Genomic DNA, 23,530 nt, shown 5'->3' on the forward strand with positions numbered 1-23,530 from the left:
CTTCGGTGAAGCCCTGATGAAAGCTGGTATTACCCGGTGTGTCAATGGCTTGAAAGAATAATATCCTCTGCGTCTCTGCGTCTCTGCGGGAGAAATACTATACAGTGTTATAGCGGGTTATTGAAAATTAATGCTTCCCCTATACGGAAGCGCTCTGGAGTTCCGCAACCGCCGGTAATCTGCAACCAGATCATAAGGAGAAAGAACATGAAAAAAAAAGTGCTGACCATGTTTTGGCTGTTCCTGCTTTCCCTGCCTTTCCTGGTGACCAGCGTTCAGGCTGGTCAGTTTTCGTTTCGGCCTTTCCGGAAAAACAGCTCCGGGGAGAGCGATTCCCAGAGCAGCAGCAGCTCTCAGCGCAAAATTCTGTCGGCCTGGCGGCAGATGCGGCCCTGGCGCAACGCAGACTCCCAACAGGATTCAGGCACCCAGGAGAATTCACCGCGGTGGATAAACTTTTTTCCCCTGTCCGACAACGAGGCATCTTTGCAGTTGATCAGGGATCAGATTACCGCTGTCTTTGACAAGCTGCGCGAAGAGGGCTTTGATCTGCCTTCTGACATGAACCAGAAGCTGGATGACTTTTTTGCTACAGCCCTTGATTACCTGATGAAAGATGAGCGGCAGATTGCCCTGCCCCTCAGTGCACTGAACAACCTTCTGGCAAAGGGGCCGGATTATAATCTGAGCTGGGATTATGACCCTGGGACCAGGGTCATGAATTTTGTGGCTGACCGCATTTTAAACCATGAGCGTGCAATTACCAGCGTCAAACTGGATGGAATTGTCGATCTCAACGGCCCCTGGTACCTCGATTTTCTGGTCGAAAATGCCAAATCAGAAAAGGAGAATGGAAACGGCGAGGATAAAGGATATTTCCAAAAAGTATTCTCCCGATGGGATGTTGCATTGAATTCCTCAACTGCCGATACCTCCGGCAAAACGGCTGCAGACAGTTCCCAGGATCATCAGGCCGATCCCTTCTGGCGGATATCGCGTAACTCAAATTTTATCCTCAAAGGTGAAATGTGCCAGGATGGCCTGATCTCTCTCTATCTGCATCCCAGCCAGGTAGTAAACCTGACTCTGGAGGATACTGCCGCCTATGCCACAATAACCGGCATCGAAGTTACCCACCAGGCAGGCTCACGAACAGGGAAAATGTATATGGACATCCTGGACAAGAGTGTTTCGGGAGCTGAAGACAAATTGCTCCACCATTGGGAGTGGCCTTTGCAGTAGAGAGGCATGATCTTTCTCCCTCTCCCCTTAAAAGGGGAGAGGGAGAAAGATCATAAGAGGCCATCAGTTGCACAGCCTCAGAATCTTTGCCGGAATGGCTTGCAGAGGCAGCACTTCATCCACTCCTCCGAGAGCTATTGCCTCGTGGGGCATGCCAAAGACAATGCAGGTGGCCTCATCCTGAGCTATATTGTAGGCTCCCTGCTGTTTCATTTCGAGCATCCCTCTGGCTCCGTCGTCACCCATACCGGTCATGATTACTCCAACGGCATTGGGACCGGCGTACCGTGCTCCCGACCGGAACAGGACATCTACCGAAGGCCGGTGGCGGCAGACCAGGGGACCATCTTTCACTTCCACATAATAGAAGGCACCGCTTCGCTTCAGCAGGGTATGGTGGTTTCCCGGCGCAATCAGAGCCCGGCCCACCATAACCTTATCTCCGTCCCGGGCTTCGCGCACCTCGATCTGGCACAGCCCATCCAGCCTTTGGGCAAAAGCTGCCGTAAAGTGCTCAGGCATATGCTGCACAATGACCATCCCCGGCGCGTTCCCCGGCATGGCTTCCAGAAAGACCCGCAAAGCCTCGGTCCCTCCGGTTGAGGCTCCGACCAGGACTACCTTTTCGGTAGTTTTGGGCAGGGACTTGCCGGTTGGTTTGGGCATAATCACGTCCGCCGTATGCTTTTCCTCCACCTTCATCGGAGGAGTTATGCTCCGGGGCCGGACCCTGGCCGCAGCCTTGATAACGTCACAGATATGAATCCTGGCCTCTTCCAGAAACTGCTTTGTTCCCAGCCTGGGTTTAACGATGATATCCACAGCCCCGTACTCGAGAGCTTTCATGGCTGTCTGCGAACCCTTTTCAGTGAGACTGGAACACATGACCACCGGCACAGGATGCTGGCTCATCAGCTTTTGCAGGAAGGTCAGCCCATCCATGCGCGGCATTTCCACATCCAGGGTGATAACATCCGGCATCTCTTTGCTCAGGTAACGGGCAGCGAAAAGCGGGTCCGCGGCCATAGCTATGACTTCAATATCGGGATCCGTACTCAGGATATCCCTGAGAGTCTGCCGAACCAGGGCAGAGTCATCAACAATCATTACCTTGATTTTCCGTTTGACCACAGTATGAACTCCTTATTCGTAATGAATTCCGAAGAAATCTCTCTGACGGTAACTTGGCCCAGAGCGCTGAGGAAAAAAATTTTCCGTCCCTTGTTTCCTCCGACATCTTCTTTTTCAATGGGGATGTGAAATTCCTGAAGAACAGCTCTGGCCGCTTCGGTATTCTGCCTCCCGATCGAGAGAAATGAAATGTCACTGACCTTGAGCAGCATATCGGCACCGCCAAAAATCTGGGAAATGATTTTATTCTGATGGATATTCATTGCTCTCATTTTTTCCAGCATATGGGTAATTGCCTGATCAACATATCGGTAAGGCTCATTCCTGTCCCTCCCGGAGGAGGAGGGAAGGAGGCAATGGCACATGGCCCCCACCTTCCACGGTGGGGCATAGAGGCAGATTGAGACGCATGACCCCAAAATGGTGCTGATGAGGGATGGCTTCCTGGCAATATGTAAATCACCGGGCAAAAGGTGGATTGTCGGCAGATCGATTTTAGCCAGTTTCATTTTGGCTTCTGATAAATGGTTGCTTGAATATAGTGAAACCGATCATTGATTCCGTACAGGGTCTCAGAGTGGCCAATAAACAGGAATCCCCCGCAAACCATGCAGTCGTAAAGCTTTTGAAAGAGGCAGACCTGGGTAGGCCGGTCGAAGTAGATAATCACATTCCGGCAGAAAATAATGTCCATCGGATTTGGCAGGTCGAACCGGTTATCCATGAGGTTAAGCCTGCTGAACTGGACGCGCTTGCGAAGTTCGGGGATCACCCGCCAGTTCCCCTCCTGAGTGCCTTTCCCCTTCATAAAATATTTAACCTTCAGATCATGGGGAATCGGCCTGACATCGATGTCCGTATAGATTGCCTGCCGGGCCTTATCAAGCATTCGCTGCGAAATGTCAGTGCTCAGAATATCGTAGTCAATCTCCGGATATTTTTCCAGAAAATTGCTTAAAACCATAGCCAGAGTGTAGGGCTCCTCACCGGAAGAGCATCCGGCGCTCCACAGGTGGATTCTCTTCCGGGGTCTCCCCCCCGCAGATCGAAGGATCTCCGGGAGGGCTACCTGACAAAGGTAATCGAAATGGGATGGTTCCCGGAAAAAATCGGTCTTATTGGTGCTGACCATATCAAGGGCGTGAACCAGCTCTTCATCCCTTCCTTTGGCACTGGTCAGATAATCGTAGTATTCCTCATACGAGTGAATGCCGAGGGACCGCAGCCTTTTCAGAAGCCTTGACTGCAGCATTACCCTTTTGACCGGAGGAAGCTTGATGCCGCATTCCGAGTAGATAAAATTGCTGTATTTCTCATAGAGCCGGTCGGACATGTCCTTGGGATTGATAGCCAGCTTCTCTTCTTCGACCATATCGCAGAATATTCCTCACTAATTTATACTATCTCAAACTCTGAGTCCAGGGAGTCTCCCTGATGACCATTATGCCCGTTTCCATCCGGATGACGGGAGGAGGAGTCCAGGCGGATGCCTGATGATTTTGCCGCAGATGCCAGGACTTCCCTGGTCTTCCGGGATGACCGTTGAGCGGAGTGTGTCTGTTGAGCGGGTTTTGATACCTTATGCAAACTGGTCCTGGTTTCTCCGGCTGCCGACGAACTGCTGCCGCCAGTCCTGAAATAAGCGATCGTGCTTTGAAGCTGCTCGGCCTGTGAGGCTATCTCCTCGGTTGTCGAGGCCATTTCCTCGGAAGAGGCGGCATTTTGCTGAATCACCTGTTCGAGCTGCTGGATCGCCTGGTTAATCTGCTCGGCGCCGGTGTTTTGTTCACCACTGGCTGCACTGATTTCCTGCACCAGCTCTGCTGTTTTCTGGATATCCGGCACCAGTGTGGCCAGCATCTTGCCTGCCCGCTCAGCCACATCGACGCTGGTAGTGGACAGCTTGCTGATATCACCTGCCGCTATCTGGCTCCGCTCGGCCAGTTTGCGGACCTCGGAAGCCACCACGGCAAACCCTTTTCCGTACTCTCCGGCCCGGGCTGCCTCGATGGCAGCATTCAGGGCCAACAGGTTGGTCTGGCGGGCTATCTCCTCGATGATGGAAATCTTGCTGGCGATCTCCTTCATGGCCGCTACGGTATCGGCTACGGCACTGCCGCCCTCTTTGGCATCGCTCGCTGATTTTTGGGCGATCCTTTCGGTCTGCTGAGCATTGTCAGCGTTCTGTTTGATATTCGCCACCATCTGTTCCATAGCCGACGACACCTGTTCTGCTGAAGCAGCCTGCTCACTGGCACCCTGGGACATCTGGGCTGAGGTGGAGCTCATGGCCTGGCTTCCGGAGGCCACCTGATCCGCAGCTATCTGGATATTGCCCACTACCTCGGTGAGCTTGACCACCATGCTGGCCAGAGCCTGCATCAGTTTGTCCTGGGCAGAGCGCTCCCTGACTCTGACGGTCAGATTTCCGCCGGCGATCTCCTCCGCAATTCGGGTAATCTCGTTCATGGCCTCGATGAGCATGTTCAGGTTATCCTTCAGCTCATTAAAGTCCCCTCGCCACTTGTCCGTAATCCTCTCCGGCAGGTCACCCCTGCTGACTCTGGCCACATACTCGGCTGCCACCTTCAAAGGACCGGTAATTGCCTCCAGGGTATCGTTGATGCCCTGGATGACATTCCTGAAACCGGCAATCCTGTAATTATCCGGATTTCCCCTGGCATCGAGTTTCCCGGCAACCGCAGCTTCAACAAGTTGCCCCACTTCGGCCACGGCCTGATGCTCTTCCGCAATATCAACTACATATTCCAAAGCACCGATAACATTCCCCCCGGCATCCTTGAGTGCTGCTCCGGTGTAGCGGATCGGAAGAGCCCCGGAGGGGAGCTTGGCGATGGTATTGCCGGTGGCTATGCAGCCCTCGCGCATGGCCTTGTCCACCTGGCAGTTGGGGGTATTGCAGTGGCCGGTATTGAAGAGAGTGTGGCACTTTTGTCCAATACAGCTTTCCGGTGTCCTGCCCACGGCTGCCGCGCCTGCCGGATTCATGAAGCGGACCTTCATCTCCTTGTCCACCACCATAACCGGCGTGGGGATGCTGTTGAGGTAGTCGATCTTCTCCTGGGCATCTTCCATGGCCTTCTTTACAGCCGTAATGTCCGTCACATATTCAAGAGCGCCAACGATATTGCCGTTTCTGTCCTTGACCGGCGCTCCGGTGTACTGAATAGGGATAGTGAGACCCTTTGGATGAGCCACCGTCTCACCGGTTACGACCGCGTTCTGCTGCATGGCCTGGGCACAGCGGCACTCGGCCGTATGACAGTGGGGTGTCTGGAACAGGTCATAGCACTTTTTCCCCTCACACTGTTTGGCAGTCAGCCCCACCAGTCTGGCACCGACCGTATTCATGTAGGTTATGGTAAAATCCTTGTCGATAGTCATAATGGGTGTGGGGATATTGGTGAGATTCATGATCTGTGCACCGACCCGGTCGATCATGGTATTGAGGTTATTCTTGATTTCGTTGAAATCACCCTTGTATTCGGCCGTGATCTCCGCCGGGATTTCACCCTGGCTGATGCGATCGATGTATTCGGCAGCCACGTTCAGCGGATTGATAATGGCATCCAGGGTATTATTGATCCCCTCGATGACCCTGCCATAATCGCCGCCGAATTTTGTTGCATCCCCGCGGTTATCGAGCCTTCCTTCGACCGCTGCCCCGGCCATCAGCTCGATTTCGTGAAGCAGGCCGGTCAGTTGATTCACCATCTTCCGAAACGAGGCGGCCAGTTCCCCGGTTTCATCCTGATTATTAACCTGAATCAATACCGAGGTATCACCCTCGGCCAGTTTCTCGGCTGCCTCCCGCAGGTGTCTGATTGGCCGGATAATCCCGCGCGCTATGATAACACTGACCAGGCTGGTGATTACCAGGGCAATGCATCCGATCAGGAGAATTCCCAAATTCACCTGGTCGATCGATTCGACAATGGTGTTCATGTTGGCATGCAGTTCTGCAGTATGCTCTTCCACCAGGGGATTGAGGGAATCCCACATGTTTTTGGCAGCTTCGTCAAACTCGCCCATCAGAGGGTTTCCTTTGGCCGAACCTCCTTCGACATAAGCTTTAGCCATTTTTTGACCTGCCGCATAGTATCCGTTAAATCGATTCTCCAGATTTTCAATGACTTCCAGCCCTTTCTGGTCATGCTCCCGGGTATACATTTCCCTGAATTTATTCAGCGCGGCCAGAAATGATTGGGCATGCTCTTGTGCCTGCTTGAAGCCATCATCCAGCCCATCCAGGCCCCGGGTGGCGGAGATATCGGTCAGCCATTGCTGTACCTGGATGACATCCGCCTTCATACCCTGGGCAATTTCCTGAAATTTCACAACTTCGTCCCTGGTATGGACAGCTTTTGATTCCGAACCAAGGTTGGCTACATAAGCCCACATGCCGATAATTAACAAAGACACTAAAGGAATAGCGAACCCGATAGCGAGCTTGGTACTGATTTTCATTTTCATTTCTTATCCCTTTCTTCTAATTGCGAGCACTGCGGAGATACTGGCCTCAAGTCTCAGCCAATACCTCCCGCTCCTGCCGATATGCGCACTCGATCAATTGCCGCACATCCACAATCAGAGCGATCGTTCCATCCCCAAGGATTGTCGCTCCGGATATTCCCTCGGTATGCTCGTAAATCCTGCCCAGTGATTTGATAACTGCCTGATAATCCCCGATAATGGTGTCGGTGACCAGACCAACCCTCTTGCCCTCGACCATGGCTACAACCACATATTCGATCGGGGGCATGCTTTCCTCCCCGCGGCAGGTGCCGAAGACTTCCCTCAGCCGGATATAGGGGATGATCTCACCCCGCAGGTGAATGACATGCCGGCCATGAGCACGGTTTACCTCCTGGCTGGTCAGTTCCACGCATTCCTGGACAAAGGTCAGGGGAACCACATAGTGGCTTGAACCGACAGCCACCAGCAGGCCCTCGATAATAGCCAGGGTCAGCGGCAGGTGAATGGATGTTTTTGTTCCCCTGCCCCTCTGGCTGTTGATATCCACCGATCCACGCAGTTTGCTGATCTCCCGTCTGACAACGTCCATGCCTACTCCCCTGCCGGAAACATCGGTGATTTTACTGGCCGTGGAAAAACCCGGCAGGAAAATGAGATTGAAAACCTGCTGATCGGTCAGATTTTCCGATTCGCTGATCAGGCCCTGCTCGATCCCCTTGGCCCGGATTCTCTCCCGGTCAAGACCCGCACCGTCATCCTCGATGGTAATGATGACCTCACCTCCGGATTGTCCGGCTGACAGGCGAATGGTTCCACAGGCGGGTTTACCGGCTTTCAGCCGCTCTTCGGGCGACTCGAGGCCATGATCGAGGCTGTTTCGGATCAGGTGGATCAGGGGATCGTGAATTCTTTCGATTACGGTCTTATCCAGCTCCGTTTCTCCCCCCTCGGTTATCAACTCGGCCTCTTTGCCCAGACTGGCCGAGAGGTCATGCACCAGTCGGCGGAACTTGCTGAACGTACCCTCGATGGGAAACATCCGGATATTGAGGGCGCAGTCGCGCAGTTCATTCGTCAGCCGCTCGATATTCTCGACCGGAGTCAAAAGGTCGGTATCCTGATACCGATTTGAAGTCTGACTGAGCTGTGCCTGGGTGATGACCATCTCGCCTACCAGATTGATGAGCCGGTCCAGCTTCTTCGTGGATACCCGGATAGTGTCGGTGTTCTGCTGCTGGCTGCCCCGCAGTTGCTGGACCATCTTCTGTTCGGCCAGGGCTGATTCGATCTTGCCCGGTGTGACCAGACCGGCCTCAACCATCAACTCTCCGGCCCGCTTCTGTTTGGCCAGGATATTCCGGACATCCTCTTTGGATATATCTCCTCTTTCTACCAGAATCTCGCCAAGCTTTTTGTGCTCGCCGTTTTCATCAAGCTCATCGGTCAGCCGGGTGATACTGATCTGGCTTTCATCCTCCACGAACAGAAACACCATTTCCAGGTCCTCACGGCTGGCCGCGGTATTGATGATAGCATCCCAGTAGAAATAACATTCTTCAGGATTTATCTCATCGAGCCAGGGAACCTGATCGGTCTGAGCGGATATGGAACACTCACCCATTGAATCCAGTTCCCTGAGCAGGCACAGGGGATCAAGGCCGCTCAGCATGACCTTCGGATCCAGCTTGATCCGTAACCGATAGGTGGACAGGGACTGCTGATTCGAAGTCGCCTTGTCCTTTTGAGGGAGGCATACAGCAGGCTCCTCAGCAGGAGACACGAGGGCAGGCGCGGTAATGGAGCCTGGATGGACCGGCTCCCCGGAAGAGGACACCGGCGGTTGGAGCGGCTGACCCTGGAGCGTTTTCAAACCGGCCAGGATCGCGCTGCCCTGTTCGGCACTGCCCTCCGGCTCGCTGCCGTGTGAGTACAGCATCACCTGAATATGATCTCTTGATTGAAGGAGCAGGCTGATAAGCGCAGGGGTGACAGTCATGCTGCCAGCCCTGACCAGGTCCAGCATGGTTTCCAGATGATGAGCAAAATCAGCGACTTTTTGAAATCCGAACATGGCCCCGGAGCCCTTGATGGTGTGCATGATCCGAAAAAGGCGATTGATAAGCTCCTGGTCTCTGGGATCAGTTTCCAGCGAAAGAATCACCTCTTCCATGTCGGAGAGCAACTCCGCAGCTTCCTCACGAAAGGCATCGGCATACTTTTCTTCTCTATCCATAAATGGTTTCCTTAAAGAAGTATCAGTTTTTAGTTTTTTTTTACTGGCCACTGACCACTGGCCACTGAGACCACTCTCTCCTGTCCCCTGCCTTATTTACGGCAGTACTTTTTTAATTACCGCCAGCAATTGTTCCGGGCGAAATGGCTTTACAATCCAGCCGGTTGCACCGGCTGCCTTACCCTCCATCTTTTTCTCATTCTGAGATTCAGTGGTAAGCATGATAATGGGGATGAACCGGGATTCCGGCCTCTTGCGGATTTCCCTGATCAATTCGATCCCATTCATGATGGGCATATTGAGGTCGGTAATCACCATATCCACACGGCCACCCATTCTGGCCAGGGCTTCCTGGCCATTACCTGCTTCGATTACCTGGTAGCCTTCCTCAGTAAGGGTGAAACGAACCATTTGTCTTATACTTGAGGAATCGTCTACGGTCATAATGGTTTTTGGCATTATTTTCCCCCTCCCTCCCAGAGACATCCTTCCAGGTAACCCTCCGGAGACTGGAAGGTGAGCCCCGCCAGTTTGACTGCCTGCAAGAATGCAGGAGAGGGGTTTTCCAGTGAAAGTTTCCTGCCCTGGTGGATGGCGGTTTGATGCGCGGTAAATAAAAGCTGGAGCCCCGAAGTATCGATCTTGGTGACTCCGTGCAGGTCAATGGATAGAGTTGTTTGTGCGGCCAGATACGAAAGCAGCGTCTCCTTTAACACGACGGCATCATTGATGGTTATTTCCCCTTCTAAATTGAGGCGGTTGCCTTGCTGGGATTGGCTTTTAATCATAGATATCTTTTCCCTCCGTACCCGACATCAGTAATTTTCTCTGTGTCTCTGTGGTTTCCTTTGTTTTTAAAGGCAAGGAATGCAGCAGCCGGCGGCCAGCCAGGCTGCCGCTGCTCCCTGCCGCCTCGATCAGGCGGGCAGGCTTCCGGTCCCCGGTCAAGCCCCTGAAGCCCCGCATGGTCATGTCTCTCCCATTTCCCCCCACAATGCCCATTAATATGGCGGCCATATGAGTAAGCTCTTCGGCCTGAGCGGAGAGCTCTTCGCCTGCTGAAGCCGACTGCTCTGCATTGGCGGTGTTCTGCTGCATCACCTTCTCGATCTGGTTCATGGCAAGCGGCCACCCATTCTGGCCAGGGCTTCCTGGCCATTACCTGCTTCGATTACCTGGTAGCCTTCCTCAGTAAGGGTGAAACGAACCATTTGTCTTATACTTGAGGAATCGTCTACGGTCATAATGGTTTTTGGCATTATTTTCCCCCTCCCTCCCAGAGACATCCTTCCAGGTAACCCTCCGGAGACTGGAAGGTGAGCCCCGCCAGTTTGACTGCCTGCAAGAATGCAGGAGAGGGGTTTTCCAGTGAAAGTTTCCTGCCCTGGTGGATGGCGGTTTGATGCGCGGTAAATAAAAGCTGGAGCCCCGAAGTATCGATCTTGGTGACTCCGTGCAGGTCAATGGATAGAGTTGTTTGTGCGGCCAGATACGAAAGCAGCGTCTCCTTTAACACGACGGCATCATTGATGGTTATTTCCCCTTCTAAATTGAGGCGGTTGCCTTGCTGGGATTGGCTTTTAATCATAGATATCTTTTCCCTCCGTACCCGACATCAGTAATTTTCTCTGTGTCTCTGTGGTTTCCTTTGTTTTTAAAGGCAAGGAATGCAGCAGCCGGCGGCCAGCCAGGCTGCCGCTGCTCCCTGCCGCCTCGATCAGGCGGGCAGGCTTCCGGTCCCCGGTCAAGCCCCTGAAGCCCCGCATGGTCATGTCTCTCCCATTTCCCCCCACAATGCCCATTAATATGGCGGCCATATGAGTAAGCTCTTCGGCCTGAGCGGAGAGCTCTTCGCCTGCTGAAGCCGACTGCTCTGCATTGGCGGTGTTCTGCTGCATCACCTTCTCGATCTGGTTCATGGCAAGAGTTACCTGCTCGATGCCCTGCGCCTGAGCATCACTGGCTGTTGAAACATCGCCGACCAGTTGACTGACTTTCTGGATCGCATCACTGACCTGGTTCAGTGCTTCTCCAACCTCTCTCGAGGCTGCAACACCATTCTGCGTGTTTTCCCGTGATTCATCGATGAGGACGGCGGTATTTTGGGCAGCTTCGGCACAGCGTTGAGCGAGGCTTCGCACCTCTTCGGCTACAACCGCAAAGCCCCTGCCTGCATCACCGGCATGTGCTGCCTCGACTGCGGCATTCAGGGCCAAAAGGTTTGTCTGAAAGGCGATTTCATTGATAGTTTTAATGATCTTATCGGTTTCGTCTGAAGAATCCTTGATTTTCAGGATAGCTTCGGACATTCTGCCCATGACTTCCCTGCTTCTTTCAGCAGCTTCGCGGGCCTGGTTTGACATCGTGGTGGCCTGCCTGGCATAATCAGCGTTCTGCCTGGTCATGGAGGATACTTCTTCAAGGCTGCTTGAAATTTCTTCGAGACTGGCGGCCTGTTCATTCGCACCTTCGGCCATTACCTGGCTTGCCTGAGCAACCTGGCTGGAAGCTGAGGATGTCTGCTCGGCATTGCCGGTCAATTGCTCGATCACCTGGGTAAGCTTGCCAGCCAGCCCGCGGGCGACAAGAATCCAGATCAGGACCGTTCCCAGGAAAGCGAGAGCGACAACCAGGATCACCAGTCCCTTGCTGCGGCGGCCTATGGCCTCAACCTTTTTCCGCGACTCGAGGATTTCATCCTCGGTCGCTCCCGCACCGATGATCCAATCCCACGGCTTGAAATACATGATTCTGGCTATCTTCCAGCCAGCCGCTGAATCGCCCGGATCTTTCCATAAATAACGGTGCTCGGCAATCTGATCCGGTGAGAGGGCAAGGGCTTTGGCACAGATCTCCTGAACCATGAGGTTATTATTCTCATCCCTGACTTCCCAGATATTTTCGCCATCACGCAGGCCGTCTTGAGAAACGAGGTAATTCCCCTGAGAGTCGAGAACATAGACATAGCCTGTCCGTCCGATTTTCAGCTTTTTAATCTCCTGTTTTAATCCGGCAATGACCCGCTCCTCCGGAATACCGACATAGAGAACACCGATGACGTTGCGGGAGGAATCGAAAATCGGCTCATAGGCGGTAATATACCAGGCATTGACCACAAAAGCCCGGCCCTGAAAGGATCTTCCCTGAAGGATGGAGTCAATAACCGGATTCGGCTTTCCATCTGGATTGGTGCGCGGAATGTAGGTGCCGATGGCCCGAGTCCCATCCGCTTTCTGAACATTGGTGCAGACACGAAGCATATCTCCGGTTTCGTTCATCCGCTGAAAGATGGTGCAGGTGATATCCAGCATTCTTTTGACTTCATCAACCACGAGTGAAGGAGTATGAACATCGGTATTCTGACCAAGCCAGACATCTCCCAGCTTCATTTTCGGCAGATCCACCCTGATCGCTTCCTGAGTATATTGATTTACCGCATTCCAGGAAGCGGTTTCATCCGGTGAAAAATTGACTTGCCCGGCATTGTCAAGGATGCGGCGGGCTACATTCAGGAAGGAGTTCATCATCTGTTGAGAAGTTTGCTCCTGATTTATACACATGCCATAAACACCGCGCACCACCGGGTCAAGCCCTGAAAGTGCCAATTTCAGACATTCTTCCGATGAGGTTTTATTCATCATCCGATTCTGGCGAAGAACAACCGTCAGAATGACCAGCAGGGGGATAACCGAAAGCAGCAAACCAATGGTCAGCAGTTTTGTCTGAAGCTTCATGTGTCCGAACATCATCACCATACCTCCATTTCACCGAACAGTTCTTGCGTGCGAAGACTATATGCCGGGGAGATCGAGAAGTGAGTGTGTATATGCTGAGCATGGTGCGTGAAAGGCCACTCTATTCTTTGTTTTGTTATCGTCAGGGAACTTGAGAAAAATCGGTACGCTCAGTGCCAGGCCATAGTGGGGTGGAGTGAGCTCAAGCCGGGAGGGGCAATTAGTAATTCATTCTCTCTTGTGCCGATGCATGGTGTATGAAACTTACTTCACTATTCGGGAGATGTCTGGTAAGTACGGAATTAAAATCCCGGACAGCCGAAGAGTCGATTTCAGAAGTCGTTGATTATCTCTCCGAATCCAGAAAGATCAGGAACAAGGACGAAATCCTGAACAAGCTTCTGGAGCGGGAAAGAATGCAATCCACTGCCCTGGGAGGAGGAGTGGCCATCCCCCATGCCCGGATCGACGGTCTGAGGGAGCCGCTTGCTTTTGTCGGCATCTCCCAGCCGGGGACAGAATTTGCAGCGCATGATGGAGCAGAGCCCGTCCATCTTGTCATTTTCTTTATCACTCCCCTGGCGGAAAGTGAGACCCATTTAAAAATCCTTTCTCAAATCAGCAGCATGGTTCAAAACAGGAGCCTGGTAAATGCGATCATCAACTCCGGCACCAGGGAGGGATTATGTCATGTGTTAGGGCTCGATGAAATGGAGAGGCAGGGGTTCATCAACCTGACCAGAGAGGAGATTTTCCGGGAGCTTGAGACCACGGAACAAGGATTACATGGTGGCCATCTTCGGCCCGGAAGAGCTGCGAAAATGGGTGGCCCGGCGATTGAGCAACCGACGGAAAGCGGGATAATAACCCGCATTGGGCACTGCCGCCCGTGGGAAAAAGGGATAAATTTGTTTATTGACATAAAGGATGAATCTTGTAGAATATTTATATATCAGGGGCAGCAAGGGTAGTGATGCCTGGTTATCCTCGTTATTTTTTCTTAAAAATTGAGGCAGCGAACATGGGACACACATTGATATTAGAGCTACCGGAAGACTTATATGAACCTCTATCAAAAAAGGCACAACAGGCAGGGTTGACTCCTGAAGAACTGGCTCTCAGGTGCTTAGTTACCCTCATTCTTGATGCCGCCAACGATCCAGTTGAGAGCTTTATCGGATCATTCAGCAGCAATATTTCAGATTGGGCGGATCAACATGACAAATATATAAGTGAGACTTTAACAGAACAGATGTGCAGCAAAGAAGAAAAAGGCAACTGACATGTCAGACCTTTTTGCCGATACCTCCGGATGGGGTCATTTAATTGACCAGACTCAATGTTACCACCCACTGGCTGCAACCACATATCGAATGGCCCGTCAGCAAGGGCGGAAGGTTATAACTGCTAACTACATCATTGCTGAATTGGCGACGCTGTTGAACCGTCCACTCCATGTTCCCCGCTCCTTAATGATTGCATTTATCGAAGGACTGAAGGCCTCACCATATGTTGAAATTGTGAATGTGGACTCTTCTCTTGATGAGGAGGCATGGCAACTCCTTAAAAGTGTTCGAGATAAGGAGTGGAGTCTTGTTGATTGTGCAAGTTTTGTGATCATGAAACACCGTGGTATTTTGGAAGCCTTGACATCCGATCATCACTTTGATCAAGCTGGCTTCATTCGCTTGCTGAAATCATAAATGTTTGGTTAAGTAAAGTCAAATTATCATATAAGGGGTTATTGGAATATGGAAAAGAAGCTTTCAGGCCCGCCGTTTGTTCTCTGTATTGTCATAGTGGCTGCATTCATCATGATCCTGTACTTAAGCCTGCACGATGTCGAGGCATTTACCCTGATCACTGCCCAGGAGGCATATACCATGCTGAGCACCGGCGAGGCGGACCTGCTCGATGTCAGAACCCTGGAGGAATACACCTTCGTGGGAAGCCCTGCCCTTGAGGCCGGAGGTGAGCCCCCTGGTTATCTCATACCCTGGAAGCTGTTTGGCGGCCTCGATGACAATGGTCAGGTAATCTACAAAGACAATCCTGATTTTGATGCCCTGGTCGAGCAAACCTTCGGCAGCAACAAAGATCGTGCCCTGATTGTCATGTGCGCGGTCGGGATCCGAAGCACCGCGGCTGCCAGACGCCTTGAGCAGAGGGGGTTTACCAGAGTTTACGAAATTGACAATAAGCTCAGGGAATTGACTGCCAATCCCGGTGGCCACGGAGGATTTCAGGGGGCAAACTATTTAGGTGAATCCGGTGCATATAACGGCTACCGGGGCTATCCGGGAAGGCTTCCTGCCGGTCCCGGCCCGGCTTCAATCAAAGTGGCCATAGCGAGCGACCTGATCGAACACGAAAACGATTCCGTGTCCTGGATGGATACCGGACTTCCGGTAACCCAAAAGATCGATCCCAAAAAGATCCCGAAGCTGAAAAAGACCGAGCCCGGCCATGAAAGCTCTGCTTCAGGGTCTGGAAACGCTTCCTCTTCTATCTCCTGCCCGGCATCTGCTTACCCGAACGGACAATCCATTGCATCCTCGCTGCCGCTGTTTGGCGGTTCACCATTTCAAGCCCTCTCGTATTCATCGGCGCAATTTCCTTCATTCCAATCTCTTTCCTGGTACCAATCTCCTTCAGTGAAATCTGACTTTTCAGGAACCGGCTATCTCCCAACCACCTCTCAACCGGACCAGAGCCGGACGGATCAATCGCTTTTCCAGAACCCGTTTCAGAATTCACCATACCAAGCCTATCTGGGGCAGTCACAATACCAGCAGCCTGTCTTCCTGGACTTGTCTTCCTTTTATCCAGTACCGAAAAGGTACTGAGGGGAGGAGTGCTGGTAAAGTTGCCCGGCGGGCAACTCGTATTATACTATAAACGGCTTAGAACTGAACTTTTCCAGAGGAGCCAGGAGTCAGGAGTCAGAATTCAGAAGAAGGTATTGGCTCCTGGCTCCTGACTTCTGACTTCTGACTTGTGGCTCCTGGCTCCTGGCTTCTGACTCCTGAGCAAAAAATTCAATATTCACCCGTTCGCAGTATAAAATGGAAGGGATTCATGAAAGGCTTTCTGGTAGCAGTCCAGTTTTTGACCAGAATACGGATACAACAAGACCTTTATCCTGAGGCGAAAACTCTGGGCAGGTCCACCCAGTGGTTTCCTGTGGTCGGTTTCCTGATCGGCCTTGCTCTGTGGGGCTGTCAAAAGCTGCTGGGTATCCTCTTCCCGCCAGTGACCGGGGATGTTGTGCTCATTCTGGCCCTTGCGGTCATTTCCGGAGGGATCCATGTCGATGGCTTTTGCGATGCTGTGGAAGGGCTCTATGCGGGCAGAAGCAGGGAGGAGATTTTGCGCATCATGCGCGATCCGCAGATCGGCAGTATCGGCGCTCTGGCCCTTTTCTCTCTCCTGGCCCTGAAGATCGCTTTTCTGGCCTCCCTGCCCAACTCGATAAAAGGAAATATCCTGCTGATCATGCCCATGCTGGGCAGATGGATCATAGTCTTTCTGGCTGCCACGGGAAATTATGCCAGGACCGACGGGGGGCTTGGGGAAGCATTTTTTGCCAATACCTCGCTGAGGCAGTTCTTCCAGGCTTCGGTTCTCCCGGTGGCTGTCATTCTCCTGCTCTTCCCCCTGTGGGGGCTTTTCCTTCTCGGCCTTCTCCTGGCTCTCAACTACGGGCTGTCCCTGTGGATAAGGTCCAGAATTGGCGGGTTGACAGGGGATATCCTGGGGGCACTCAACGAGGTTACGGAACTCACGGTGCTTCTTCTGGCCGCAGTTGCCGGCAACCTTGGGCTGATATCACGCTGAAGAGGGAGAAACTGTCTTTACTGGCCACTGGCCACTATACAAGGAGGTTGCCTATCATCATGAGAGTATCGGCATGAGGACCATCTTCCTGGTCCGCCATCCAGAAATTACTGACCATGCATCTCGCCGGTTTTACGGCTGGAGTGATATCGGCCTCAGTCATCGCGGCATCTGCCAGACGAGGATGCTGATCGAGAGGCTTGCCGGAGAGGATATCCGGTCCATTTATTCCAGTGACCTTTACCGGGCTCACTACCCTGCATCCTTAGTGGCCCGGAGCCTGAATGTCAGCCATATCAGCTCAGGCTCTTTCCGTGAAATCCATTTTGGCGACTGGGAGGGACTCACTTACGAAGAAATGGAAAAAACAGCGCCTGAGCTTTGCCGCACATGGCTGACCCTGGCCGATGACTTTCGCTTTCCCGGAGGCGAATCGATCGGAGAGTTTCACCGCCGCATCCGGCAGTGCTATGATGCTGCCGCAGGTTCATCGGTCCAGGGAAATCTGGCCATCATTACTCACGGAGGGGTAATCCGTACACTTCTGTGCTGGATACTCGGCATCGATATCAGCAGAATGTGGGAAATTCACCTTGATTTTGGATCTGTCAGCAGTATCCGCTTCGATGACGGCGCAGCACCTCCTCAGGTTATGGCTGTCAATGACGTGGATTACCTGCGCTGATTTTCTCACCTTCCGGGAAACAGACCGCGCTCCGTCCCCGTAGCGGCGCAGCTACGGCCCCCCTCTTCTGCCCTGTGAACGGTCCTCTTTGCCCTACTCAGCCCGAAGGGCTTCGAGATTGATCGAATCGAGAAACTCGCGATTGGTTTTCTTGGCTCTCAATTTATCGAGCAGCAATTCCATGCATTCCACTACTCCCAGGGAGCTGAGGAGTTTTCTCAAGTGCCAGACCCTGGTCAAGTCCTCTCTGCCGATGAGCAGCTCTTCCTTCCTGGTGCCTGAGCGCTGAATATCGATAGCCGGGAAGATACGTTTGTCTACCAGCCGCCGGTCAAGATGCAGCTCCATGTTACCTGTTCCCTTGAACTCTTCGAAGATGACATCATCCATCTTGCTGCCGGTATCGATCAGGGAGGTGGCGATAATGGTGATGCTCCCTCCTTCTTCGATGTTTCTGGCCGTACCGAAGAAACGCTTCGGAGTTTGCAGGGCATTGGCATCGATACCGCCTGACAGGACTTTTCCACTGGGTGGAATGGTGGCATTATAAGCCCTGGCCAGCCTGGTGATGCTGTCCAGCAGGATGACCACATCTTTCTTGTATTCAACCAGCCGTTTAGCCCGCTCAAGGACGATTTCCGCTACCTGGATATGCCGGGAAGGAGGCTCATCGAAGGTCGAGCTGATTACCTCGCCCTTGACCGACCGCAGCATGTCCGTCACCTCTTCCGGCCGCTCGTCGATCAGAAGGACAATCAGGATAACCTCCGGATGGTTGATGGCGATGCTTTTGGCAATTGCCTGCAGCAGCATGGTCTTGCCGGTGCGCGGCGGAGAAACGATCAAACCTCTTTGCCCTTTGCCGATAGGAATTAAAAGATCCATCACCCTGGTTGACAGACCGTCCGGAGTTGTTTCCAGTTTGAGCTGCTCCTGGGGATAGAGAGGAACCAGATTGTCAAACAGAACCTTATCCTTGGCCTGCTCAGGAGCGGTATAGTTGATTGTCTCGACCTTCAGCAGGGCGAAGTAGCGTTCGCTGTCTTTCGGGGGCCGGATCTGTCCGAAGACTGTGTCTCCGGTAGCCAGGCCAAACCGCTTTATCTGGGAAGGTGAAACATAAATATCATCCGGGCCGGGCAGGTAATTATAGTCGGTGGCGCGCAAAAAACCGAAGCCATCGGGCAGGATCTCCAGCACGCCTCCACCATAGATCATTCCATCTTTCCCTGCCTGAGTCTCCAGGATCTTGAAAATCAACTCCTGCTTTCGAAGACCGCTCGTGGATGGTACTCCGACTTCTTTGGCCAAATCGTTCAGTTCAGTGACTGTCTTTGCTTTTAAATCAAGTATATTCATTATTGCATCCCTTTCCTCGAAATGATGGAAATCTGGACATCGCCTAAGCTTATCAGAACAAAGCGATGACCGTCAGGAAGGTAAGATTTTGCGCTGACAACTGCGAGCAAAAACTCTTGTGGATATTTGACAAATTTCCCCCGACGATCCGGTATGATTGGTTGATGGTGTAATTTAACTCATATTTTCCGATAAGTCAAGGAGATAACCAGCCCTTACTCATCTTTTTGCCGGGACTTCGGGAAAAAACTGGATATGCAACTATCTCAAAAACATGGTATCATACAATGACAGGGTAAAATTGAGGCAGGAGTATCTCTCATACCAAGAGGAGCAGTCAGGAATGAAGGAAAATACCGCTCAATTTCGCGTCTATGAAGAGCTTAACGATTTTTTGCCGCTCTGCAGAAGAAAGGTCTGGTTTGAACATCGTTTCAATGGATATCCCCCGATAAAGGATATCATTGTATCCCTTGGCATACCACCCGCCCAGGTGGATCTGATTCTGATCAATGGCGAATCGGCCGATTTTTCCCATCAGGTTCAGGACGGCGACCGGATTTCCGTCTTTCCTGTTTTTGAGTCTCTTGATATCTCGACCGTGAGCCGACTGCGGCCAAAGCCGTTGCGAGATCTCAAGTTTATCCTGGACGGCGGGCTCGGACACATAGCCGAGTACCTGAGAAGGTGTGGCTTTGATGTAGTGCATCAGCATGACTGTAGCGAGGAATTCATTATCAGGACCGCCGGGAGCAGCAGCCGTATTGTCCTGACCAGAAACAAAGAACTTCTTCGGAAGGGAAAAATCACCCGTGGCTATCTGATCAGAGGAGCAAAGCCGGGCGAACAGATACAAGAGATTGTGCTTCGCTTTAACCTGTTACCGGAAGGGACCGTAAGAACTCCCTACCGGTGAGGTACCTCTCCATCTCCTCGCAAAAATTTTTCCAATTCTGACCTCAAAAACCGGTAACCACGGCCAACTTTCCTGGCCTTCAATTCCCCTTCCCGTATCATTTTAAATATCGTGGTTAAGCTGGTTTGCAGGTATTGGGCTGCCTGTTTGGTTGTAAGTACTTTATCTTCATCCATATTTTAGTCTTAGTTAATTTAATGTTCCTATTAAGTATCTTTATTTAAATATATTATAATTCTAAATTATTTCTAATATTAAGTCAAGAGAAAAGTAAAACTGGCCTAACACCGGGAAAGGGAAAATGGGGAACATCTCAAAAGTCAATAAGACTATGGCTAAGTATATAAAAATATTGTATAATTATTCTAATTAGAGAATTAGAGAGTAACCTGATAACTTAACATTTAAATCATATTTTTATTCTCTATTATCAAGATTTCAATATAGCCAAGATGAGTTGGTTATTGTCAAGGTAACATTGCCGCGATAATATGGTAACATGAAGGGTAACACTTGTATTCAAGGTGAGATCATGAATAATAAACCAGATGAAAAACAGGACAAAGAGGTTAATACATATTTTGCCTCCCCGGAAAGGACTGATAGCGCCAAGTTAACCAGGGAAATTTCCCTGGTCAGCAACAACCCGGTCATTGATGGATTGATGAAGACTGTAGCCGGTCTTCTGGCCGTATTGGATGAGCATCGGCAAATCGTGGCCTTGAACGATACGCTCCTGAAAATGCTGGGGATCGATGATCCCGATAAGGTACTCGGATTGCGGCCTGGGGAAGCTCTAGGCTGTATCCATGCACATGACATGCCGGCAGGCTGCGGAACAGGCAAATATTGTTCAACCTGCGGGGCGGCTATTGCCATTGTTGCCAGTCTTGCGAACAACAGGCCCGAAGAAAGAAAATGTGTGGCCACGATTGAAAAAAATGATAAAAAACTGGATATATGCTTAAAAGTACAATCCGCTCCGCTGACCATAGGAAACCAGCGGTTTTTACTGCTGTTTCTCCAGGATATTACCTACCCCGAACGATGGGCAGCTTTAGAGCGCGCATTCTTCCATGACATCAGTAATACGATTAGCAATGTCCTCTGGACGAGTAAACTTATTGATCTCAGGAAGGTATGCGAAGGGAGTAACTTGCCGGAAAAACTGCAAAAACAAATATCTCAATTGGCCAGGGAAGTTGAAATCCAAAAAATTCTTGCTCACGAGGATACCCATGAATACAGACTTTCAATTGAGGAAATTCCGATCTCCCGGATTGTTCAGGAAATACGGCAAACGTTCGAGAATCATCCCGCATCCGCAGGAAAGTCGTTACTCTTTTCGGAAGACGTCCCGGCCCTGAATTTGTACACTGATGTCAACCTGCTTCTCAGAGTCCTGAACAACATGATCATAAACGCTCTTGAAGCGACGGATGAAGGTGATGCAGTTAAAGTATGGGTCGAACACCAGGATAATAAAGCCATTTCTTTCTGTGTCTGGAATAAAAAAACCATAGCCGAAGATATTGCCCGCAGAATCTTCCAGCGTCATTTCAGCACCAAAGAGGGCGCAGGAAGAGGAACAGGAACCCATATCATGAAATTATTGGGTGAGCAGTTCTTAGGCGGAACTGTTGATTTTACTACCTCCGAGCCGTGTGGTACCACATTCCGGTTCACCCTTTATCTCCAGCGTTAGTTCTCAATAAGCCCCTTCAAGGCTGCCAACGGCAAGATCCCCATGCTCCTACCCTTGGACAATAATAAAGAATTATTATATAATACCACTAAGGACTAGAATGAACTTACTCTTAATTAACATTGAGGGCAGACTATGAAAATCCTCCTCGTTGATGACAACCCTGAAAATCTTGAGCTGCTGGAAAGCGTGCTGCGCCATTACGGCTATGAGGTGAGAACTGCATCCGACGGATTCCAGGCATTTGACAAGGCATTGCAGGACAAATTCGATATCATTATCAGTGATATTCTGATGCCCCGGATGGATGGGTTCCGTCTTTGCCGACAGGTGAAGACCAGCGAAAAGCTGAGGGATATTCCCTTTGTTTTTTATACAGCCACCTATACCAGCCCCGAGGATGAAAAATTCGCCCTCGGCCAGGGAGCCGATGAATTCATTCTCAAGCCGAAAGACCCCGATACGTTTATTGAAATTCTGCGGAAAGTTATAAAAAATCATGAGGCAGGGATACTCAGAAAGCCGACTCTTGCGCCCGAAGAGGAAAACGGTTATTTCAAGCATTACAGCGAGCGGCTGATTAAAAAACTTGATGACAAGCTGCGGGAACTGGAGTCTGCGCATAAGGCACTGGCTGCCGAGAAAGAGAACCTTGCCGTGATCCTTCGCAGCAAGGAGCGTCTGGCCCAGACCCTGCACTTTATGGCTGACGCGGTGATTACCATAAACCATGAGGGCAGGATCACCCTGATGAATGCCATGGCCGAGACCCTGACCGGATGGTCGCAGGCAGAAGCTTCGGGCAAATCCCTGACAGAGGTCTTTCACCTCGTCGATGAAAACCTCCTGAAAAGGCTTGACAGGACCGATCAGGTCATTGATCTGGAAAAAAATACGGTTCTGATAGCCCGGGATGGGACCAGACGGCTGCTTGCCGGTAATATCGCCTCCATCAGCAACAGAGAGGGGGAAATATCCGGTGCGGTTATTGTCTTTTACGACATTACTGAAAAACAGCAAAGGGAGGAAGAGCTGCAAAAGATGAGCAACCTCGAGTCAATAGGCCTTCTGGCCGGTGGTCTTGCTCACGAGTTCAATAACATTTTGACCGTTCTTCTGGGAAATTTGAGCCTTGCTCAGATGCTGACCGATTCGGCAGATGAAAGGTTCCAGCTCCTGAAAGAGGCAAAACAAGCCTCCGTGCGGGCCAAATCCCTGACCCGGCAGTTGCTCACCTTTTCCAAGGGCGGCACCCCCGTAAAGCGCACCGTCCCTCTGTCAGGCATGCTTCAGGATACGGCCAGGTTTGCCTTGCAGGGTTCTCAGACCGGCTGCACATTCTCGCTTCCCGAAAACCTGTGGCCGGTCGAGATTGACGAAGGGCAGATTGGGCAGGCCATCAATAACATTATCCTCAATGCTGACCAGGCCATGCCTGATGGTGGAACCATTGAGGTGCGGGCTCGAAATATAACTGCTGCCACGGAGCGGATCATCCACGGCACGATAGTGCCTGCGGGTAAATATGTGGAAATTGCTATCCAGGACCAGGGGGTCGGCATACCGAAAGAGCATCTTTCCAGGGTCTTCGACCCCTATTTCACTACCAAGCAGACCGGAAGCGGCCTTGGACTGACCGCCGCATATTATATCGTCAGAAAGCATGGCGGATACCTTGGAGTCGAATCCAGGCCGGGAGAGAGCACAACTTTCTATATCTATCTGCCTGCCTCGATCGAGAAAGCTCCGGCTCCCGCTGCCGGAGAAGAAAAGGCCAAAGGGAAGCTTCAGCCTGGCCGGGGGAGAATCCTGGTCATGGATGACGAGGAAATGATCAGAAAGAGCCTCAGCTCCATGCTGAAAAGGCTGGGCTACAAGGTCGAACTGGCCAGAGATGGTGCTGAAACCCTGGCCATCTATAAAAAAGCTCTTGAATCAGGCCATCCTTTTGATTTGGTGATCGTCGATTTGATTATCCCCAGCGGCCTGGGCGGCAAGGAAACCATGAAACGGCTGGTCGAGATCGATCCCGGCGTGAAAGCGATTGTTTCCAGTGGTTATTCAAATGATCCGATCATGGCCGATTTCCAGCAATACGGCTTTATTGGCTGCATCGCCAAACCCTATGACCTCGAAACCCTGAGCAGGGTCATCTATGAACTGACTCAGAGGAATGGAAAAGCAGAATAAA

Annotated in this window: 22 protein-coding genes and 1 pseudogene; 10 read left to right on the forward strand and 13 right to left on the reverse strand. The window is 51.5% G+C overall.

Features of this window, described 5'->3' with window-relative positions; all coding sequences use genetic code 11:
* The first annotated feature begins 207 nt into the window (after positions 1-207).
* Positions 208-1,242: a hypothetical protein gene (locus tag AB1611_06165; GenBank protein MEW6379175.1), complete on the forward strand. Its 1,035-nt coding sequence runs from the start codon at positions 208-210 to the stop codon at positions 1,240-1,242.
* 63 nt (positions 1,243-1,305) lie between these two features.
* On the opposite strand, the gene AB1611_06170 is transcribed toward AB1611_06165, so the two are convergent.
* The 11 genes and pseudogenes from AB1611_06170 to AB1611_06220 all read right to left on the reverse strand — a co-directional run bounded on the left by AB1611_06170 (position 1,306) and on the right by AB1611_06220 (position 12,852).
* The gene (locus tag AB1611_06170) at positions 1,306-2,349 is read right to left on the reverse strand and encodes a chemotaxis response regulator protein-glutamate methylesterase (GenBank protein ID MEW6379176.1); all 1,044 of its coding nucleotides are present in this window, start codon (positions 2,347-2,349) and stop codon (positions 1,306-1,308) included.
* Complete coding sequence (locus AB1611_06175) at positions 2,349-2,882, reverse strand: chemotaxis protein CheD (GenBank protein ID MEW6379177.1); 534 nt, start codon at positions 2,880-2,882, stop codon at positions 2,349-2,351. Before AB1611_06175 ends, AB1611_06170 begins: the two co-directional genes overlap by 1 nt.
* A complete protein-coding gene (locus AB1611_06180; GenBank protein ID MEW6379178.1) occupies positions 2,879-3,745 on the reverse strand; it encodes a protein-glutamate O-methyltransferase in 867 nt (288 codons plus the stop codon). The genes AB1611_06175 and AB1611_06180 overlap by 4 nt, the downstream gene beginning before the upstream one ends.
* A 23-nt stretch (positions 3,746-3,768) precedes the next feature.
* Positions 3,769-6,861 carry a PAS domain-containing protein gene (locus tag AB1611_06185; protein ID MEW6379179.1) on the reverse strand — a complete coding sequence of 1,031 codons (3,093 nt, stop codon included), beginning with the start codon at positions 6,859-6,861 and terminating at the stop codon, positions 3,769-3,771.
* A 52-nt stretch (positions 6,862-6,913) separates the two neighbouring features.
* Entirely contained in the window at positions 6,914-9,103 is a 2,190-nt protein-coding gene (locus AB1611_06190; protein ID MEW6379180.1) for a chemotaxis protein CheA, read from the reverse strand.
* Positions 9,104-9,199: 96 nt separating this feature from the next.
* Positions 9,200-9,562 carry a response regulator gene (locus AB1611_06195; protein MEW6379181.1) on the reverse strand — a complete coding sequence of 121 codons (363 nt, stop codon included), beginning with the start codon at positions 9,560-9,562 and terminating at the stop codon, positions 9,200-9,202.
* Entirely contained in the window at positions 9,562-9,891 is a 330-nt protein-coding gene (locus AB1611_06200) for an STAS domain-containing protein (protein ID MEW6379182.1), read from the reverse strand. The genes AB1611_06195 and AB1611_06200 overlap by 1 nt, the downstream gene beginning before the upstream one ends.
* Positions 9,884-10,222 (reverse strand): hypothetical protein, encoded by a 339-nt coding sequence (locus AB1611_06205; GenBank protein MEW6379183.1) that lies wholly within the window; start codon positions 10,220-10,222, stop codon positions 9,884-9,886. Before AB1611_06205 ends, AB1611_06200 begins: the two co-directional genes overlap by 8 nt.
* Before the next feature lie 8 nt (positions 10,223-10,230).
* Positions 10,231-10,362, reverse strand: a pseudogene (locus AB1611_06210) (response regulator).
* Positions 10,362-10,691 carry an STAS domain-containing protein gene (locus AB1611_06215; GenBank protein MEW6379184.1) on the reverse strand — a complete coding sequence of 110 codons (330 nt, stop codon included), beginning with the start codon at positions 10,689-10,691 and terminating at the stop codon, positions 10,362-10,364. The pseudogene AB1611_06210 and the gene AB1611_06215 overlap by 1 nt, the downstream one beginning before the upstream one ends.
* A complete protein-coding gene (locus AB1611_06220) occupies positions 10,684-12,852 on the reverse strand; it encodes a methyl-accepting chemotaxis protein (protein MEW6379185.1) in 2,169 nt (722 codons plus the stop codon). The genes AB1611_06215 and AB1611_06220 overlap by 8 nt, the downstream gene beginning before the upstream one ends.
* A gap of 242 nt (positions 12,853-13,094) precedes the next feature.
* On the opposite strand from AB1611_06220, the gene AB1611_06225 reads away from it, so the two are divergent.
* From AB1611_06225 to AB1611_06250, 6 genes are all read left to right on the forward strand, one after another.
* Positions 13,095-13,808, forward strand: coding sequence for a PTS sugar transporter subunit IIA (locus AB1611_06225; protein MEW6379186.1), 714 nt, complete (start codon positions 13,095-13,097; stop codon positions 13,806-13,808).
* 2 nt (positions 13,809-13,810) lie between these two features.
* Positions 13,811-14,119: a hypothetical protein gene (locus AB1611_06230; protein ID MEW6379187.1), complete on the forward strand. Its 309-nt coding sequence runs from the start codon at positions 13,811-13,813 to the stop codon at positions 14,117-14,119.
* Between the two features lies 1 nt (position 14,120).
* The gene (locus AB1611_06235) at positions 14,121-14,540 is read left to right on the forward strand and encodes a PIN domain-containing protein (protein ID MEW6379188.1); all 420 of its coding nucleotides are present in this window, start codon (positions 14,121-14,123) and stop codon (positions 14,538-14,540) included.
* A gap of 48 nt (positions 14,541-14,588) precedes the next feature.
* Complete coding sequence (locus AB1611_06240) at positions 14,589-15,683, forward strand: rhodanese-like domain-containing protein (protein ID MEW6379189.1); 1,095 nt, start codon at positions 14,589-14,591, stop codon at positions 15,681-15,683.
* 232 nt (positions 15,684-15,915) lie between these two features.
* Positions 15,916-16,674, forward strand: coding sequence for an adenosylcobinamide-GDP ribazoletransferase (gene cobS / locus AB1611_06245; GenBank protein MEW6379190.1), 759 nt, complete (start codon positions 15,916-15,918; stop codon positions 16,672-16,674).
* 73 nt (positions 16,675-16,747) lie between these two features.
* A complete protein-coding gene (locus AB1611_06250; protein MEW6379191.1) occupies positions 16,748-17,359 on the forward strand; it encodes a histidine phosphatase family protein in 612 nt (203 codons plus the stop codon).
* Between the two features lie 93 nt (positions 17,360-17,452).
* Here the strand turns inward: AB1611_06250 and rho are convergent, their stop codons facing one another.
* Positions 17,453-18,718, reverse strand: a complete 1,266-nt coding sequence (gene rho / locus AB1611_06255) for a transcription termination factor Rho (protein MEW6379192.1) — start codon at positions 18,716-18,718, stop codon at positions 17,453-17,455.
* Between the two features lie 343 nt (positions 18,719-19,061).
* Between rho and AB1611_06260 the strand changes: the two genes are divergently transcribed.
* Positions 19,062-19,634, forward strand: a complete 573-nt coding sequence (locus tag AB1611_06260; GenBank protein MEW6379193.1) for a Mut7-C RNAse domain-containing protein — start codon at positions 19,062-19,064, stop codon at positions 19,632-19,634.
* Here AB1611_06260 and AB1611_06265 read toward each other — a convergent pair.
* Positions 19,625-19,810 (reverse strand): helix-turn-helix domain-containing protein, encoded by a 186-nt coding sequence (locus AB1611_06265; GenBank protein MEW6379194.1) that lies wholly within the window; start codon positions 19,808-19,810, stop codon positions 19,625-19,627. The two genes, AB1611_06260 and AB1611_06265, sit on opposite strands and share 10 nt — an antisense overlap.
* Before the next feature lie 356 nt (positions 19,811-20,166).
* On the opposite strand from AB1611_06265, the gene AB1611_06270 reads away from it, so the two are divergent.
* Positions 20,167-21,339, forward strand: a complete 1,173-nt coding sequence (locus AB1611_06270) for an ATP-binding protein (protein ID MEW6379195.1) — start codon at positions 20,167-20,169, stop codon at positions 21,337-21,339.
* Positions 21,340-21,474: 135 nt separating this feature from the next.
* Positions 21,475-23,529 (forward strand): response regulator, encoded by a 2,055-nt coding sequence (locus AB1611_06275; GenBank protein MEW6379196.1) that lies wholly within the window; start codon positions 21,475-21,477, stop codon positions 23,527-23,529.
* Position 23,530: the final 1 nt, after the last annotated feature.

This window comes from bacterium (assembly GCA_040755755.1).
In the GTDB taxonomy this organism is placed as follows: Bacteria; SZUA-182; SZUA-182; order DTGQ01; family DTGQ01; genus DTGQ01.